This window comes from Stenotrophomonas sp. SrG, assembly GCF_050031795.1.
In the GTDB taxonomy this organism is placed as follows: domain Bacteria; phylum Pseudomonadota; class Gammaproteobacteria; order Xanthomonadales; family Xanthomonadaceae; genus Stenotrophomonas; species Stenotrophomonas rhizophila_A.
The window spans coordinates 57,528-75,167 of the sequence record NZ_JBNBBE010000018.1; the positions used below are offsets into that span (position 1 = coordinate 57,528).

The following is a 17,640-nucleotide window of genomic DNA, read 5'->3' on the forward strand; positions in this document are numbered from 1 at the left end:
AGCTCCGGTAATGGACGAATGGCTCGTCTTCGCCGGGCGCCGTTGGAACCAGCCCTGCCACCGAGCCTGGCCGTGCGGAACAGGTCCGGCAGCGGTCGCAGCGCCCCTCGGTGGAGGGGATGCCCATTATATCCCGGCGCACCGCCCGGGCATGAATCGGCGCACGCCCCCAACCATCGGCAGGGGGGCAAATCGCGCCCCGCTGTTAAGGTCCAAGGTTTGCACAGGATGGGGTGGGAAGATGACAGGCACTGACCGTACGCGCCGCGCGCGCTGGAGCAGCCGGCTGATGGTGGGCATGGCCCTGCTGGCGGTGGCGCCGCTGGCGCTGGCGGCAACGCCTACGGCCGGCAAAAAGGCGCCCCAGGCCACTGCGGCCCCGGCCGGGCAGGGTTACCAGCTGCCGTCGGCGGCGCTGCAGGCGGTGGCCAACGCCCCGCGGGCGCCCACCCTCAGCCTGTCGCCGCGCCGCGATATCGCCGCCCTGCTGCAGACCCCGCCGCTCCCTTCGATCAACGAGGTGGCCCAGCCCGAGCTGAAGCTGGCCGGCGTGCGGATCAACCCGGCCACGTATTCGGCCAGCACCTTCATCTTCGCCGACAAGCTGTGGCTGATGAACATCGCCGACGGCAAGGAGCGCCAGATCACCGGCCTGCCGCAGCCGCTGTCGGTGGCCTCGCTGGCGTGGTCGCCGGACCAGCAGTACCTGGCTTTCAACCAGGTGCATGCCGCCAGCGGTGCCAATGAGCTGTGGATCATCGACGTGGCCAGCGGCACGGCGCGCCGCCTGCTGGCCGACCTCAACACCGTGTTCGGCAGCGGCTACGACTGGCTGCCCGACAGCCGCGGGCTGGTGGTCACCCAGCAGGTCAAGGGCCAGGGCCCGGCGCCCGCCGCCGGCGGCATCCCGACCGGCCCGGCGATCCAGCAGACCCAGGCCGACGCCGGCGTGCGTGCGATCCGCACCTACCAGGACCTGCTCAGCAACGAAGCCGATGCGCGCCTGTTCGATCATTACGCCAGCTCGCAGCCGGTGCGCGTGGCGCTCAATGGCGTGACCGCGCCGCTGTCCACCGCTGGCGTCTACCTGGACGTCAGCATCTCGCCCGACGGGCAGCATGTGCTGGCCCAGCGCGTGCAGCGTCCGTATTCCTACCTGGTGCCGGCCGATGATTTCCCGCGCCGCATCGAAGTGCTGTCCGCCGCTGATGGCCGGCTGCAGCACACCGTGGCCACCCTGCCGCTGGTGGAGGGCCTGCCCACCGGTAACGACGCGGTGCCGACCGGGGTGCGCGAGGTGAGCTGGCGCGCCGATGCGCCGGCTACGCTGGTCTGGGCCGAGGCGCAGGACGGCGGCGATCCGGCCCGCGATTCCAAGGTGCGCGATGCGGTGCTGATGCAGGCCGCGCCGTTTGAGGCGCCGCCAGTGACGCTGGCGCAGCTGGGCAGCCGCTATGCCGGTATCCAGTGGGGCCGGGGCGACCTGGCGCTGCTCAACGAGTCGTGGTGGAAATCGCGCGTGGTCAAGCAGTGGCGAATCGCGCCGGACCAGCTCGACCAGGCCCCGCAGCTGCTGTCCGAGCGCTCATCGCAGGACCGCTACAACGATCCCGGCAAGCCGGCGCTGGTGCGCGATGTGAACGGGCGTTCGCGCCTGCAGATCACCGCCGATGGGCGCAGCATCTTCCTGATCGGCCAGGGTGCTTCGCCGGAAGGCGACCGACCGTTCGTGGACCGCTTCGACCTTGAGAGCCGCACCGCCACCCGTCTGTTCCATTCGCAGGCGCCGACCTATTCGCTGCCGCAGGCACTGCTCGACCAGGAAGGCACCTCGGTGCTGCTCACCCGCGAGTCGCCCGATACGCCGGCCAATTACTTCGTACAGTCGCTGGCCGATGCCACCGCCGCGCCGCGCGCGCTGACCCGCTTCGAGCATCCGCTGCCGCAGCTGCGCGGGGTGAGCAAGGAACAGATCCGCTACAAGCGCAACGACGGTGTCGACCTGACCGCGACGCTGATGCTGCCGCCGGGCTACAACGCCAGGAAGGATGGCCCGTTGCCGATGCTGATGTGGGCCTACCCGGGTGAGTTCAAGACCGCTGCGGCGGCCAGCCAGGTGACCGATTCGCCTTACCGTTTCAACGCCATCGGTTACTGGGGCCCGCAGGCGTTCCTGGCCAAGGGCTATGCGGTGCTGGTGAGTCCGTCGATGCCGATCATCGGCGAAGGCGACAAGGAACCCAACGATACCTACCTGCCCCAGCTGGTGGCCAACGCCGAAGCAGCGGTGGATGAAGTGGTGCGGCGCGGGGTGACCGACCGCGAGCACATCGCCATTGGCGGGCATTCGTACGGGGCGTTCATGACCGCGAACCTGCTGGCGCATACGCGGCTGTTCAAGGCCGGTATCGCGCGCAGCGGTGCGTACAACCGCACGCTCACCCCGTTCGGGTTCCAGGCTGAGGAGCGCAACTTCTGGCAGGCGCAGGACGTGTACCTGAAGATGTCGCCGTTCAACTTCGCCGACAGGATCAAGGATCCGATCCTCTTCATCCATGGCGGGGACGACAACAATTCCGGTACGTTCCCGATCCAGAGCGAGCGCATGTTCGCGGCGGTGAAGGGGCTGGGCGGTACGGCGCGGCTGGTGATGCTGCCCAACGAGTCGCACCATTACCGCGCGCGTGAGTCGCTGATGACCATGCTGGCGGAAAGCGAGCGGTGGTTGGAGCAGACCATCGGGCCGGGCATGAAGATCAAATGATGCCGCGCCGGGCGTTGCCCGGCGGATGCAACACATGCAATTGAAACCATTTGCGCGGCAGGGATTGCCGCGCAATCTGGGTTAGGCTTGATGCGATTCCGTTCCCGAGGCCAGTGCGTCGCAGATGAACGAGTACCGCAGCAGCATCGTCTTTGCCACCCCCGACATTCCCCTGCGTGACGACGTGCGCCGACTCGGCGCACTGGTCGGCGACCTGCTTGCCGAGCAGGTCTCCACGCAGTTCTTCGATGATGTGGAACAGGTGCGTACCCGCGCCATCGCGCGCCGTGAAAGCGAGGCGCCGCTGTCCGATCTCAACGATGCATTGACCGGGCTGCCGCCCGAACGCGCCGAAGCGATGGTGCGTGCGTTCAGCACCTACTTCCAGGTGGTCAACATCGCCGAGCGGGTGCACCGCATCCGTCGCCGTCGCGATTACCAGCGTGCAGGCACCGCGCCGCAGCCCGATGGCCTGCAGGACGCACTCCAGCAGCTCAAGGCGCAGGGCGTCACCCTGGAGGAGCTGGCCAGCTGGCTGCCGCGCATCGACATCGAGCCGGTGTTCACCGCGCACCCGACCGAGGCGGTGCGCCGCGCACTGCTGGAAAAAGAACAGCTGATGGTGGCCAGCCTGGTCGACAACCTCGACGGCCAGCGCACCCCGGGCGAAGCCGCGGCCGATGCGGCGCGCTTCCGCATGGCACTCACAGCGTCCTGGCAGACCACCGATTCCTCACCGGTGCGTCCCACCGTGGACGACGAGCGCGAACACGTCGGCTTCTACCTGGTGCAGGTGCTGTACCGGGTAATCCCGGTGCTGTACGAATCGCTGCAGCAGGCATTGCTCGATACCTACGGCGACAGCGTGCCGCTGCCCCGGCTGCTGCGCTTCGGTACCTGGGTGGGCGGCGACATGGACGGCAACCCGAACGTGGATGCCGGCACCATCCGCAACACCCTCGATGCGCAGCGCCAGGCCGTGCTGGGCCGTTACCAGAAGGACCTGCTGCAGCTGGCCAGCCTGCTCAGCCAGTCCACCGAGCGGGTGGCGGTCAGTGACGCGCTGCAGGCCCGGGTGGCGCACTACCAGCAGCTGCTGCCGAAGGTGGTCTCGCGCCCGCGGCATGCCGACATGCCCTACCGCCTGCTCAACGACCGCATGCGCGCGCGGGTGCAGGCCACGCTGGAAGATACCGACGGCGCTTACGCCTCGCCGCAGGAACTGGAGGAGGACATCACGCTCATCCTCGACAGCCTGCATGCCAACAAGGGCGACCACGCCGGTGGCTTCGCGGTGCGCCGGCTGTTGTGGCGGGTGCGCACCTTCGGTTTCCACCTGGCGCGGCTGGACGTGCGCCAGGAGTCGAGCGTGCATGGGCGCGCGCTGGCCAGCGTGCTGGATGGCCAGGACGCCTGGGACGCGGCCGACGCGATCGCGCGCGCGCAGCGCTTGGCGCCGTTCGCCAGCGGTGAGCAGGCACTGCCCGCCAGTACCGAAGAGGGCGGTCAACGCCTTGATGCGGTGTTCGCCGCACTGGCCGATGCCCGCCGCCGCCACGGCGCCGATGCGTTGGGCAGCTACATCATTTCCATGGCGCATGATCGCAGCGATGTACTGGCCGTACTGGCGCTGGCGCGACGTGGCGGACTGGTGGACGACGCCGGTGCGGTGCCGCTGGATATCGCGCCGCTGTTCGAAACCGTGGACGACCTGCAGCGCGGCACGGATACGCTGCGCGACCTGCTGGCCGATCCGGTGTACCGCGCGCACCTGGCCGCGCGCGACGATGTGCAGATGGTGATGCTGGGCTATTCGGACAGCGGCAAGGACGGCGGCATCGCCGCCTCGCGCTGGGGCCTGCAGCGGGCCCAGGTGGAGCTGCTGGAGGTGGCCGCGGAGAGCGGTATCCGGCTGACCTTCTTCCATGGCCGTGGCGGCTCGATCAGCCGCGGCGGTGGCAAGACCACCGATGCGGTGGATGCATCACCGCGTGGCAGCATCGATGGCCGCCTGCGCGTGACCGAACAGGGCGAAGTGATCCACCGCAAGTACGGCATCCGCGCGCTGGCGCTGCGCTCGCTGGAGCAGTCCACCGGTGCGGTGCTGCGCTCCAGCCTGCGCCCGCGTGCACCCGAACCGCGGGAGGCGCAGTGGCGCCCGGTGATGGACCTGGTCGCGCGGAAAAGCGCGGAGGCCTATCGGGCATTCGTCGGCCAGCCCGATTTCATGCAGTACTTCCGCCAGGCCACCCCGATCGACGTGATCGAGCGGATGACGCTGGGCTCCCGGCCGTCGCGGCGGCTCGGCCAGGACGCGGCGCTGACCAACCTGCGCGCGATTCCGTGGGTGTTCGCCTGGAGCCAGGCGCGCGCGGTGATTCCGGGCTGGTATGGCGTGGGCAGCGGACTGCAGGCGGCGATCGATGCCGGGCATGCGGATACGCTGCAGGAGATGGCGCGCGACTGGCCGTTCTTCAGCACCTTCCTGGACGATATCGCGATGGTGCTGTCCAAGGGCGACATCACCATCGCCGAGCAGTTCTCGCAGCTGGCCGGACCGCTGCACGACCGGTTCTTCCCGCAGATCCAGCACGAACTGGCGCTCACCGGCAGGCAGATCCTGGCCATCACCGGGCAGGACGAACTGCTGCAGCACGACCAGCGCCTGGCGCTGTCGATCCGCCTGCGCAACCCCTACATCGACCCGATCAGCGTGCTGCAGGTGGACCTGCTGCGGCGCTGGCGCGACAGCGGCGGCGAGGATGACGAAGTGCTGCGCGCGCTGGTGGCGTGCGTCAACGGCGTCTCCCAGGGCGTCCAGAACACGGGATGAGGTAGGTCACGACCGTTGGTCGTGACGCTTACTCGGGCGACGGCGGATTGGACGCCAGCAACTCGCGCTGGCGCTGCTCCATCTCCGCGCGCAGCTGCCGGCGCAGCAGCGCGGCGGCCTGGCGGCGGCGCTGGTCGCTCGTTTCCAGCTGCAACGGCGGTACCGGGGTCGGCTTGCCGTCGTCATCGACGGCCACCATGGTGAAGAAGCAGCTGTTGGCGTGGCGCACGCTGCGCTTGAGGATATCCTCGGCCACCACTTTCACCCCGACTTCCATCGACGAAGTGCCGGTGTAATTCACCGAGGCCAGGAAGGTGACCAGTTCGCCCACCGCGATCGGTTCGCGGAACGTCACCTGGTCCACCGACAGGGTGACCACGTAGCGACCGGCATAGCGGCTGGCGCAGGCATAGGCGACCTGGTCGAGCAGGCGCAGGATCGCCCCGCCATGGACCTTGCCGGAGAAGTTGGCCATCTCCGGCGACATCAGCACGGTCATGGTCAGCTGGTGGGATTTGATATCGGTAGGCATGCAGGGATTGTAACGACGACGGCCCGCGGTGGCGGGGCGGCGGGTCCACCTGCGGCGCGGGCGGGGGGCCCTTATTTCAGCTTCGCATCGGCGCGCAGGGCGGCGGCGCGGTCGGTCTTCTCCCAGGAGAAGGCCGTTGCGTTCACCGTTTCACCGGCAGCGTTGAGGTAGCTGAAGTCCTTCGGCTTGCGGCCGAAGTGACCGTAGGCCGCCGTCTGCTGGTACATCGGGTGGATCAGGTCCAGCATCTTGATGATGCCGTACGGGCGCAGGTCGAAATGCTTGCGGATCAGCTTTTCGATCTTGTCATCGCTGATCTTGCCGGTGCCGAAGGTGGTGACCGAAATCGAGGTCGGCTCGGCCACGCCGATGGCGTAGGAGACCTGCACTTCGCAACGATCGGCCAGGCCGGCGGCCACGACGTTCTTGGCCACGTAACGGGCCGCGTAAGCTGCCGAACGATCGACCTTGGACGGATCCTTGCCCGAGAACGCGCCACCACCGTGACGGGCCCAGCCGCCGTAGGTGTCGACGATGATCTTGCGGCCGGTCAGGCCGCAGTCGCCCACCGGGCCGCCGATCTCGAACTTGCCGGTCGGGTTGATGTGGAACTTGGTGCCCTTGTGCAGCCACTTGGCCGGCAGCACCGGCTTGATGATCTCTTCGCGGACGGCCTCGATCAGGTCCTTCTGCTTGATCCCCGGGGCATGCTGGGTCGACAGCACGACGGCGTCGATGGCGGACACTTCGCCGTTTTCATAGCGCAGGGTGACCTGGCTCTTGGCGTCCGGGCGCAGCCACGACAGCGGCGAGTTCTTCTTCTTGCGGATCTTGGCCTGCTGCTCGACCAGGCGGTGCGACAGGTGGATCGCGGCCGGCATGTAGCTGTCGGTCTCGTTGGTCGCATAGCCGAACATCAGGCCCTGGTCGCCAGCGCCCATTTCTTCGGGCTTCTTGCGGTCCACGCCCTGGGCGATGTGCGGCGACTGCTTGCCGATCAGGTTCAGCACGCCACAGGTGGCGCCGTCGAAGCCGACGTCGGAGCTGTCATAGCCGATGTCCAGGATCACCTTGCGGGTCACCGCTTCCAGGTCGATCCAGGCGGAGGTGGTGATTTCACCGGCCACAATCGCCACGCCGGTCTTGACCATGGTTTCGCAGGCCACGCGGGCGCGCTGGTCCTGGGCAAGGATCGCGTCCAGCACCGCATCGGAGATCTGGTCGGCAATCTTGTCCGGATGGCCTTCGGAGACCGATTCGGAGGTGAACAGGTAGCTGGACATCAGGCGTAATATCCTTTGATTCGGATGGAAAGATGGGCGCGAATGATACACGGCAAGTCGCGCCATTGCATTGTGGCCCAGCGGGGGTTGCCCGTGGTTAAGCCGGCGTGCCCACCGTGAAAGGCCGCCGCAGCGCGATTGACCCCCAGCCTCGGGGCCCAGTGTTCCACCAGCGTGACAACGCCGCCCAACCCGCGCGCCATGACCCTGCGCCCGGCTGCACCCGTAAACCCGCTGCCGTCCCGTACCATCGCCGGATGGATTCCCTAAGCCAGATCGTACTGGGCGGCGCCGTAGCCGCCGCCATCGCCCCTGCCGGCCACCGCCGCGCCGCGCTGCTTGCCGGCGCCGCACTGGGCACCCTGCCGGACCTGGATGCCCTGTTGCTGGCCTTCACCGCCACCGACCCGGTGGCGCTGATGACCGAGCACCGCAGCTACAGCCACTCGCTGCTGGTGCTGCCCTGGGTGGCGCTGTTGATCTGGTGGGGTTTCAAACGCTTTGGTCACGGCCGCGTGGCGCAGGCACCCGCGCGCTGGTTCTGGGCGATCCTGCTGGCGCTGATCACCCATCCCCTCCTCGATGCGTTCACGGTGTACGGCACCCAGCTGTGGTGGCCGTTCACCCCGCCGCCGACGATGTGGTCCAGCGTCTTCATCATCGACCCGCTGTACACGGTGTGGTTGCTGCTGGGCTGCGCGGTGGCATGGTTTGCGCGCAGCCGCCCCTTGGCGCAGAAGGCGCTGCTGGCGGGGCTGGTGCTGAGCACCGGGTACCTGGGCTGGTCGCTGCTGGCCAAGCACCAGGTCGACCGCGAAGCCGACCGTGCGCTGGCGGCGATGGGGCTGGGCGATGCACCCCGGTTCTCGGTCGCCACGCCGTTCAACACGCTGCTGTGGCAGGTGGTGGCGATGACGCCCAGCGGCTATGTGATCGGCGAGCGTTCGCTGGCGGCCGACAGGGGCCCGATGACGTTCCGCGGCTTCCCCTCGAACGTGCAGGCGCTGCGCCAAGCCGCGCACATTCCCGCCGTTGCCCGGTTGAACTGGTTCAACCGGGGCTTCATGCGCGCGCAGGTGGTCGATGGCCAGCTGCAGCTGAGTGACCTGCGCATGGGGCTGGAACCGGATTACACCTTCACCTTCGCGGTGGCACGTGCGGAGGGCGAGCGTTGGGTGGCGATCCCGCCCGAGCAGCTGCGCCCGGCGTACGACGGCGAGCAGGGCCGGGCCCGCGCCAAGCGCCGCCTCGGGGCGATGTGGCAACGCATCTGGCACGCCCCGCAGACGCAGGACCGGTAAGCCAACGGGTAGAGCCGACTGTCAGTCGGCTGCGCGCAGCGCGCCGGCGAGCAGCCGACTGACAGTCGGCTCTACCACCGTCAGCAGTACCCGCCATTCTTTCAGTAAACCGTCGCGCGGGCCTGCACGAACGAGAAGAAGAACACGGCGTTGGGGTCGTTCTGCACCAGGCTGAACTCGCGGCGCATGCCGTCGACGGTTTCCTGGTCGACCAGCCCGGCTTCCAGCAGCGGATCGGCGGCCGACAGCAGCAGCTGTTCCCAGAAGGCGATCATGGTCTTGCGCCGGGCCGGTTCCCGGTTGTCCAGGTGGATGGTCTTGATCTCGGTGTGGACGTCGCGGAAGCCGCCGGCCAGCAGCAGGTTGCCGAGCTTGGCGCCGACGAACGGGTCGCCGCCATGGTCGTACTGGAAGTCGTTGAAGGCCATCCAGTAGCGCCAGATGTGCGGCGAGTACGGGTCGAGCAGGAACGAGGCGTTCATCACTTCGGTGACGTAGACGGGCGAGCCAGGCACCAGCACGCGGCGCACTTCGTTGAGCACGCGGGCCGGCGAGGGCACGTGTTCGAGCACCCAGCACAGGAAGGCTGAATCGAACTCGCGCGCGCCGAACGGCAGGTTGCCAGCGTCGGCCTGCAGCAGGGTGTAGCGCTCGCTGCACCACGGGGTTTTCTCGAGGTTCTGGCGGGCGGTGGCCAGCTGGGTTTCGCTGAGGTCCACGCCGGTGACGTGCAGTTCGGGGAAGCGGCGCAGCAGGATCTCGGTCTGCGCGCCAACGCCGCTGCCGACTTCAAGCAGGCGCTGGGCGCCGCTGTAGTCGATGTTGTTGAAGATGGACGATTCCAGCAGGCGGGCCTGGGTGACCAGGCGATGCTGTTCGGTGCTGGAGAAGCCGTGCAGGTAGGTGGGGGCGGCAATCGGGGTCATGGCGGTCACTTGGGGTGGATCAGGCCGCGGAGGACAGCGGTTCGCCGGCGGCCAGTGAGGTGAAGTAGTCGGTGGTCAGGGCGATCTGGCCTGCGGCGTCTTCGGCGCGGTTGACGACGGCGCGGAAGGCGGCATTCTCGGGGCGGTCCTTGGCGTACCAGCCAAGGTGCTTGCGGGCGATGCGCACGCCCTGGGGTTCGCCGTAGAAGTCGTGCAGGGCATGCAGGTGGCCGAGCAGGATGTCGCGCACTTCGTGCAGGCTGGGCGGCGGCAGCAGGGTGCCGGTGGCGAGGTAGTGGGCGACTTCGCGGAAAATCCAGGGGCGGCCCTGTGCGGCGCGGCCGATCATGACGGCGTCCACGCCGGTCTGGGCGAGCACGTGGGCGGCTTTCTGCGGGGAGTCGATGTCGCCGTTGGCGATCACGGGGATGCGCAGGGCGGCCTTGATCGCGGCGATGGTCTCGTATTCGGCGCTGCCGGTGTAATGCTGGTCGCGGGTGCGGCCATGCACGGCGAGTGCGGCAATGCCGCTGTCTTCGGCGATGTGGGCGATGCGCGGGCCGTTGCGGTGGTCGCAGTCCCAGCCGGTGCGGATCTTGAGGGTGACGGGCACATCGACGGCGCCGACGACGGCGCCGAGGATGCGGGCGACGAGGTCTTCGTCGCGCATCAGGGCGGAGCCGGCCCAGGCGTTGCACACCTTCTTGGCGGGGCAGCCCATGTTGATGTCGATGATCTGGGCGCCGTGGTCGACGTTGTAGCGGGCAGCGTCGGCGAGCTGCTGGGGTTCGGTGCCGGCGATCTGGACGCTGATGGGGTCGGGTTCGCCGGCATGGTCCATGCGGTGGATGGATTTGCGGGTGGTCCAGAAGCGCGGATCGGAGATGGTCATCTCCGAGGCAGCCAGACCCGCGCCCAGGCGCTTGCACAGCAGCCGGAACGGTTTGTCGGTGACGCCGGCCATGGGGGCGAGCACCACGTTGGGCTGGATGTTGTAGGGACCAATCTGCATGCGGGCATTGTAGTGCCGGCCCATGGCCGGCAACCAAGCAGACCCCTGCGATCCGGCCCCACATTCAGGCCGATCCGGAAGGCCCTGATGCTGTACGGGCATGAGCAGATGCTTGACGGTTGCTTCCTGCGCCCCCATGGCTGCGGCATGGTTGGGAGTTCACTCGGTCAACAGGCAGATCAAGAGCAACGTCAACGGCGTCGGCTCTGCCGGGTCCTACGGCTTGGCAGGTCGGTGTGGGTTTGCGGGGGACGCCGTGAACCCATCCTTGGGGGCTTGGTCGCCGCATCCATGCGGCTCACACCCCCGCAAACCCACCCCGACCTGCCTTTGAGACATTGTCGGTGACGGTACGAACGTCAAATGCAGCGGCAAAAAAAACCGGCGCCTTGGCGCCGGTTTTGGTAGGGCACGACCGTTGGTCGTGCTGCTTTATGCGTCTGCCGGCGTGTAATGCGGCATCGCTACGGCGGCGCCTTCCTTTTCGGTGGAACGGCCGGCGAACTGGTTGGCGAAGCGGACATGGCGGGCGAAGGCGGCGTCCGGGTCCTGGGCCAGGGAGGCGACCAGGGCGCCGTTGAAGGCGTCGCCGGCGCCGGTGGTATCGAGCACCTGGACCTGTTCGGCGCCTACGCGGTAGTAGGGCTGGGTGTCGCCGCGCAGGTTCTCTTCGGCGTGCGAGACGAAAACGCCGACGGCGCCGAGGGTGACCACGACGGTACCGTTGCCGACCAGCTTGCGGCACAGGGCGTGCAGGCTGGCGCCGTCGAGGGCGGCAACGTCGTCGGCGTCGACGCGTTCGCCGACATGACGGCCGAGCAGGGCGGCGAATTCGGTTTCGTTGGGGGTCAGCACGTCGGCAAGCTTGAGCAGGCCGATGCTGGAGGGCGCGTCGGCCGGGGCGGCGTTGAGGACGGTGGTGGCACCGGCTTCGCGGGCGATGGCCAGGGCCGCTTCGATGGTTTCAACCGGGGATTCGAGCTGGGCCAGCACGACCTTGGCGCCGGCCAGCAGCGCGCGCTGCTGGTCGATGTAGGCGGTGCTGAGCGCGGCGTTGGCGCCGGGGCCGATCACGATGGTGTTGCGGCCGCGGCTGTCGACGTAGATGCCGCCGGTGCCGGTGGGCTCGGTGCTGGCTTCGGCGCTCAGGGCGAAGCCGTCCTGTTCGGCCAGGCCGCGGGCCATGGCGCCGCCGGCGTCATCGCCGAGGGCGCACAGGAACGTGGTCGGGGCGCCGGCACGGCGGGCGGCCACGGCCTGGTTGAAACCCTTGCCGCCGGGGCCGGTGCTGTAGCGGCCGGCGATGGTCGCACCCGGGGCCGGGAGCGATTCGCAACGCCACACATGATCCACGTTGAAGGAACCGACAACGACGACACTGCTACTCATAAAGACTGTTTCTCGGGAACGGATATCAGCTGAAATGCGTCAGCACGCCGGCGATGGTCGCCGTCATGAAGGTGGCAATGGTACCGCCCAGCACGGCCCGCAGGCCGAACTTGGCCAGGTCGTGGCGGCGTTCCGGTGCCAGCCCACCAATACCACCGATCTGGATGGCGATCGAGCTGAAATTGGCGAAACCGCACAGGGCGTAGGTGGCGATCAGGCGGCCTTCAGCCGACAGCGACACGCCGGGGACCTGGCCGTTGACGATTTCGGACAGCTTGGAATAGGCGACGAACTCGTTGATGACCACTTTCTGGCCGATCAGCGAGCCAACGGTGGTGGCATCGGCCCACGGGGTGCCGATCACCCAGGCGATCGGGGCCAGCAGGTAGCCGAAGATGGTCGACAGGTCGGTCGGGCGGCCGATCATGGCCTGCAGGCCGGTGATTTCGCCGAACCAGGTCAGCGGGGCGTTGAGCAGGGCGATCAGGGCGATGAAGGCAAGCAGCATGGCGCCGATGTTCAGGGCCAGCTTGAGGCCGTCGCCAGCGCCTGCGGCGGCGGCGTCGATGATGTTGCTGGAGGTCTTCTCCACTTCCATCTTGACGGTGCCACGGGTCAGCGGGGTGCCGGTTTCGGGCACCAGCAGCTTGGCCACCACCAGGGTGGCCGGGGCGGCCATGATGCTGGCGGCCAGCAGGTGCTTGGCGTAGAAGGCCTGCTGCACCGGGTCGTTGCCGCCCAGCATGCCCACGTAGGCGGCCAGCACGCCGCCGGCGATGTGCGCCATGCCGCCGATCATCATGGTGATCAGCTCGGACTGGGTCATCTTGGCGATGTACGGGCGCACGGTCAGCGGCGCTTCGGTCTGGCCGATGAACACGCTGGCGCAGACGCTGGTGGTTTCGGCGCCGGACACGCGCATCACCTTGGTGATCGCCCAGGCCATGCCGCGCACGATCAGCTGCATCACGTTGAGGTGGTACATGACCCCCATCAGCGCCGAGAAGAAGATGATCGTCGGCAGCACCTGGAAGGCGAAGATGAAGCCGAACTGGTTGGTGTCCATCAGGCTGCCGAAGATGAAGCGCGAGCCTTCGTTGACGAAGCTGAGCACCTTGACGAAGCCGTCGCCGAGCAGCGAGAACGCTTCGCGCCCACCGGGCATCAGCAGCACCACCGCGGCGAAGGCGATCTGCAGGGTGATACCGGTGATCACCAGCCGCCAGTCGACGGAACGCTTGTTGTTCGAGAACAGCCAGGCGATGCCGATCAGCACTACCAACCCGAACAGGCCGAAGCCAATCCTGCCCAAACCTTCGACCATCAGACTTCCCCTAGGGCGCCGCGAAAAACGGGAAGCCTAGAGCAGCGGCAGGGGCGGGGCAAGGAAAAGCAGCGTGCGGGGGGCGATCGGCCGCGATCGGGCAAGTATCCACAGGGGTTCGGGCCCGCCGGGCGATACACTGATGCGACTCATTCCGGCCGCGCCCCGGTGTCCTGGCGCAGCCATCCAGCAGGAGAAAACGCATGCACTACCGCCGCCTGGGCTCGTCCGGGCTGAAGCTGTCGGCCTTGTCCTTCGGGGCCTGGGTCACCTTCGGCGACCAGATCAGCCGTGACGAGGCCCGCAACCTGGTTGCCTGTGCCTGGGACCACGGGATCAACTTCTTCGACAACGCCGAGGGGTATGCGCGCGGCCGCGCCGAGCAGGTGATGGGCGATGTGATCGCCGACCTGCGCCTGCCCCGCGATGGGGTGTGCGTGTCCAGCAAGGTGTTCTTCGGCGCGGTGGACGAGCCCCGGCCGACCCAGCACGGCCTCTCGCGCAAGCACGTGACCGATGCCTGCCACGCCGCGCTCAAGCGCCTGCGAGTGGACTACCTGGACCTGTATTACTGCCACCGGCCGGATCCGGACACCCCGATCGCCGAGACCGTGCTGGCCATGGACGCGCTGATCCGGCAGGGCAAAGTGCTGTACTGGGGTACGTCGGAGTGGTCGGCCGCGCAGATCCAGGAAGCGGTGGACGTGGCGCGCCGCCACCACCTGCACCTGCCGACGATGGAGCAGCCGCAGTACAACCTGCTGCACCGCGAACGGGTGGAGCGCGAGTACGCGCCGCTGTACGCCGACCCGGGGCTGGGCACCACGATCTTCTCGCCGCTGGCCTCGGGGCTGCTGAGCGGCAAGTACAACAGCGGGTTCGATCCGGATTCGCGGCTGGGCCAGGCCCAGATGGGTTGGCTCCGCGAGCTGGTGCTGGGCGATTCGGCCGAGGCCCGGCTGGACAAGGTGCGCGCCTACAGCGCGCTGGCTGCCGAGCTGGGCCAGTCGCCGGCGCAGCTGGCCATCGCCTGGTGCCTGCGCAACCCGAACGTCTCCAGCGTGATCCTCGGCGCCAGCCGGGTCAGCCAGCTGGAGCAGAACCTGGGCGCCCTCGAGGTGCTGGAGCAGGTGGCCGAAACGGACTGGAGCAGGGTGGAGGCGGTCTTCGCGCCCTGACCTGACGGCCGGTAGAGCCACGCCCTGCGTGGCTCTACCGATAGGCAGCATCAATCGATTTCCAAAAATCGATCATTAATTTCATCAATCAACATGAGAATGGTTGTTGATTGTGAACTGAGAATCATTATCATCTAACTCGTCCCTCGCACGAGTCCAGACAATGAACACTCAAGCCGCTGTACTGCTGCGCCCCGAAACGCTGACCCTGCGCGACCGCCCGGTCCGCGCCGTTCCGGCCGAAGAAGTGATCGACAGCGAGGCCCTGCTCAAGGGTCGCCGCGAAATCCTGATCCAGCACGGCGACCGCTTCTATCGTCTGCGCCACACCAGCAACGACAAGCTGATCCTCACCAAGTAACGGCCCGCCTCCCCCACGGGGTGCATTCGCGCGGCCGCGATGCGCTCCCCAGGCCTGCCGCCTTCACTGCTCTCTCCCCCTCGGCACGTCGCCTGCGACCGCTTGGTCCCTGGCGTCTGTCGGGGGTCTCCTTCCGCGTCCAGCCGACCCTGCCCACCCACATGACCCGTCCTACCGCCCTGAGCCTTGCCTTGTGGCTGGCGCTGCCCATGGCCGCCGCCCACGCGGCTGCCCCTGCCACCCCCGATGCCGGTGCCGACGCGCGCGACTTCGACCGCGTGCAGGTCACCGCTACCCGCACCGAACGTGCGCTCAGCGACGTGGCCGCCACCGTTGATGTGATCGACCGCGAGCAGCTGGATGACCACCTTGTGCGCAGCATCAAGGACCTGGTCCGCTACGAGCCGGGCATCTCGGTGACCAGCAGCCCGGCCCGCTTCGGCCTGGGCGGGTTCCGCATCCGCGGGCTGGATGGCAACCGCGTACTGATCCAGACCGACGGCATCGCCATGCCCAAGGCCTTCAGCATCGGCAGCTTCTCCGACGCCAACCGCAACTTCACCGACCTGGAAACGCTCAAGCGGGTCGAGATCGTGCGCGGCCCGGCCAGCGCGCTGTATGGCTCCGATGCACTGGGCGGGGTGGTGGCCTTCGTCACCAAGGACCCGGCCGATTACCTCAAGGACGGCAAGAACAGCTACGTCGGCCTGAAATTCGGCTATGACGGCGAATGGAACGGCCTGCTGGGCAGCGCCACCACCGCCTTTGGCGGCGACCATTGGAGCGGCATGGTGAACGTCAACCATCGCCAGGGCCAGGAAACCGAAAGCATGGGCGATGTGCGCAGCAGCGACCGCACCCGCACCGCCGCCAACCCGCAGGACCGCGATGGCCGCAGCGTGCTCGGCAAGCTGTTCTATGCGCCGAGCGAAGACCAGCGCTTCCGGCTGACGGTGGAAGGCAACGAAGACAGCGTGGACACCGACGTGCTGTCGGCCATCGACCACACCACCACCACCGGCATGCAGGCGCGCGACCACCAGACCCGCGCGCGGGTGTCGTTCGCGCACGAGATGGACAACCTGGCCGCCGGCTTCGCCGACAGCCTGTCCTGGCAGCTGTACCGGCAGGACAGCGAAACCACCCAGCGCACCGATGAGCAGCGCGCCAACCGCAGCACGCGCCACCGCGAATTCAACTTCGACCAGCGCGTGTACGGCCTGCAGGCGGTGTTCCACAAGGCGCTGCAGACCGGCGCGGTCGAGCACGCGCTGACCTATGGCTTCGATGGCACCTGGACCGAAACGCGGCAGAAGCGCGACGGCTACCAGGTCCTGGCCAACGGCCAGACCAGCACCACGATCCTGCCCGATGCGTTCCCCGTGCGCGATTTCCCCATCAGCAGAACCACCGAGCTGGGCCTGTACGTGCAGGACGAAATGCGCTTCGCCGATGGCCGCCTCTCGCTGGTGCCGGGCGTGCGCGTGGACCACTACGAACTGCGCCCGGACGTGGACCCGATCTTCGCCGCCGACAACCCGGGCATGCCGGTGTCGGACCTGACCAAGACCAGCGTGTCGCCGAAGCTGGGCATGGTGTGGCGTTTCGCCGATGACTGGTCGCTGTTCGCCGGCTACTCGCACGGCTTCCGCTCGCCGCCGTACAACGACGTCAACCTGGGCTTCACCAACGTAATGTTCGGTTACACCGCCATTCCCAACCCCGACCTCAAGCCTGAAACCAGTGATGGCCTGGAACTGGGTCTGCGCTATGTCAGCAAGGCCGCGTACGTAAGCCTGAGCGGCTACTACAACGACTACAAGGACTTCATCGAGTCGCAGCGCCAGGTCGGCATCAACCCGCAGGGGCTGATCGTGTTCCAGTCGCAGAACATCGCCGACGCGGAAATCTACGGTGCTGAACTGAAGGCGGGGGTCGAGTTCGGCGAACTCAGCACCGCGCTGGCCGGCTGGTCGTTGAACGGAGCGGTAGCGTGGTCGCGCGGGCAGGACAAGACCGAAGACGTGCCGCTGGAATCGATCGATCCGCTGCGCGGCACGCTCGGCGTCGCCTTCGACCGAGATGCGTGGGGCGTGGAGCTGCTGGGCACGTTCGCCAGGCGCAAGGACCGCATGGCGAGCGCCACCGCGTTCCGCCCGGCCGGCTATGGGGTGCTGGACCTGGTGGCGCACTGGGACTTCGCCCCCGGCGCCAAGGTCAACGTCGGCGTGTTCAACCTCGGCGACCGCACCTACATCGATTACTCCGCGATCACCTCCGCGCTGGCCTCCAGCAGCACGGTGATCGACCGTTACACCAACCCTGGCCGGAACGTCTCGGCCAGCCTTGCCGTGAGCTGGTAGCCATCATGAGCCGAGCCCTTTCCGCACTGCGAACCCCAGACCGGTACCTGCGCCCTGGCCAGCTGCCATCCCCGGAACAGCTGGCGGCACTGGGCACGGTGCTGTGTCTGTACCGCCCCGAAAGCAGCGAGCTGGGCGGCTGGAAACATGCCGTTTCGGCCCATGCCTGCCAGGGCATGGACAGCGAAGGCATCCGCGAAAGCCTGTGCTTCTCCGATGCGCGCGGACGCTGTTGCTGGCGGCTGTACCTGCTGCCCGACAGCGATTTCCTGGCCTGGGACCGCCTGGTATCGGCGTTCCCGGCGCGCCCGGAGCCGGCCAATGAGGGCGGCGTGGCCGAGCGCCTGTGGCGCCGGCTGGCCACGCGCCTGGGA

12 protein-coding genes, 1 pseudogene and 1 riboswitch are annotated in these 17,640 nt (G+C 67.7%); of the genes and pseudogenes, 7 read left to right on the forward strand and 6 right to left on the reverse strand.

From position 1 onward, the window contains the following. Positions 1–27 precede the first annotated feature (27 nt). Positions 28–115, reverse strand: a riboswitch (S-adenosyl-L-homocysteine riboswitch). Between the two features lie 126 nt (positions 116–241). Further along, the gene (locus tag ACQG3P_RS16120) at positions 242–2,764 is read left to right on the forward strand and encodes a S9 family peptidase (protein ID WP_426805615.1); all 2,523 of its coding nucleotides are present in this window, start codon (positions 242–244) and stop codon (positions 2,762–2,764) included. Positions 2,765–2,888: 124 nt separating this feature from the next. After that, positions 2,889–5,597, forward strand: coding sequence for a phosphoenolpyruvate carboxylase (gene ppc, locus ACQG3P_RS16125; RefSeq protein ID WP_426805616.1), 2,709 nt, complete (start codon positions 2,889–2,891; stop codon positions 5,595–5,597). A 28-nt stretch (positions 5,598–5,625) separates the two neighbouring features. Here the strand turns inward: ppc and ACQG3P_RS16130 are convergent, their stop codons facing one another. Together ACQG3P_RS16130 and metK are read right to left on the reverse strand one after the other, a co-directional pair. Next, the gene (locus tag ACQG3P_RS16130; RefSeq protein WP_068849281.1) at positions 5,626–6,129 is read right to left on the reverse strand and encodes an acyl-CoA thioesterase; all 504 of its coding nucleotides are present in this window, start codon (positions 6,127–6,129) and stop codon (positions 5,626–5,628) included. A gap of 71 nt (positions 6,130–6,200) precedes the next feature. Further along, positions 6,201–7,412, reverse strand: a complete 1,212-nt coding sequence (metK, locus tag ACQG3P_RS16135; protein WP_068849283.1) for a methionine adenosyltransferase — start codon at positions 7,410–7,412, stop codon at positions 6,201–6,203. A gap of 257 nt (positions 7,413–7,669) precedes the next feature. Between metK and ACQG3P_RS16140 the strand changes: the two genes are divergently transcribed. Continuing rightward, positions 7,670–8,713, forward strand: coding sequence for a metal-dependent hydrolase (locus tag ACQG3P_RS16140; protein ID WP_426805617.1), 1,044 nt, complete (start codon positions 7,670–7,672; stop codon positions 8,711–8,713). A gap of 101 nt (positions 8,714–8,814) precedes the next feature. Here ACQG3P_RS16140 and ACQG3P_RS16145 read toward each other — a convergent pair whose 3' ends face one another. The 4 genes from ACQG3P_RS16145 to ACQG3P_RS16160 form a co-directional block, all read right to left on the reverse strand. Then, positions 8,815–9,639, reverse strand: coding sequence for a methyltransferase domain-containing protein (locus ACQG3P_RS16145; protein WP_068849287.1), 825 nt, complete (start codon positions 9,637–9,639; stop codon positions 8,815–8,817). Positions 9,640–9,658: 19 nt separating this feature from the next. Then, complete coding sequence (gene dusB, locus ACQG3P_RS16150) at positions 9,659–10,651, reverse strand: tRNA dihydrouridine synthase DusB (protein WP_426805618.1); 993 nt, start codon at positions 10,649–10,651, stop codon at positions 9,659–9,661. Between the two features lie 432 nt (positions 10,652–11,083). Further along, positions 11,084–12,040: a ribokinase gene (locus ACQG3P_RS16155; protein ID WP_093536055.1), complete on the reverse strand. Its 957-nt coding sequence runs from the start codon at positions 12,038–12,040 to the stop codon at positions 11,084–11,086. 25 nt (positions 12,041–12,065) lie between these two features. After that, on the reverse strand, positions 12,066–13,364 hold the full coding sequence (locus ACQG3P_RS16160) for a NupC/NupG family nucleoside CNT transporter (protein ID WP_426805619.1): 1,299 nt from the start codon (positions 13,362–13,364) through the stop codon (positions 12,066–12,068). Between the two features lie 203 nt (positions 13,365–13,567). Here ACQG3P_RS16160 and ACQG3P_RS16165 point away from each other — a divergent pair, with 203 nt between their 5' ends. The 4 genes and pseudogenes from ACQG3P_RS16165 to ACQG3P_RS16180 form a co-directional block, all read left to right on the forward strand. Next, positions 13,568–14,542, forward strand: coding sequence for a potassium channel beta subunit family protein (locus ACQG3P_RS16165; protein WP_426805620.1), 975 nt, complete (start codon positions 13,568–13,570; stop codon positions 14,540–14,542). Between the two features lie 163 nt (positions 14,543–14,705). Beyond that, positions 14,706–14,903: a hemin uptake protein HemP gene (hemP, locus tag ACQG3P_RS16170; protein ID WP_068849295.1), complete on the forward strand. Its 198-nt coding sequence runs from the start codon at positions 14,706–14,708 to the stop codon at positions 14,901–14,903. 161 nt (positions 14,904–15,064) lie between these two features. Next, entirely contained in the window at positions 15,065–17,266 is a 2,202-nt protein-coding gene (locus tag ACQG3P_RS16175; RefSeq protein ID WP_426805621.1) for a TonB-dependent hemoglobin/transferrin/lactoferrin family receptor, read from the forward strand. A 5-nt stretch (positions 17,267–17,271) separates the two neighbouring features. Then, positions 17,272–17,640, forward strand: a pseudogene (locus tag ACQG3P_RS16180) (Hemin transport protein); the annotation flags it as partial.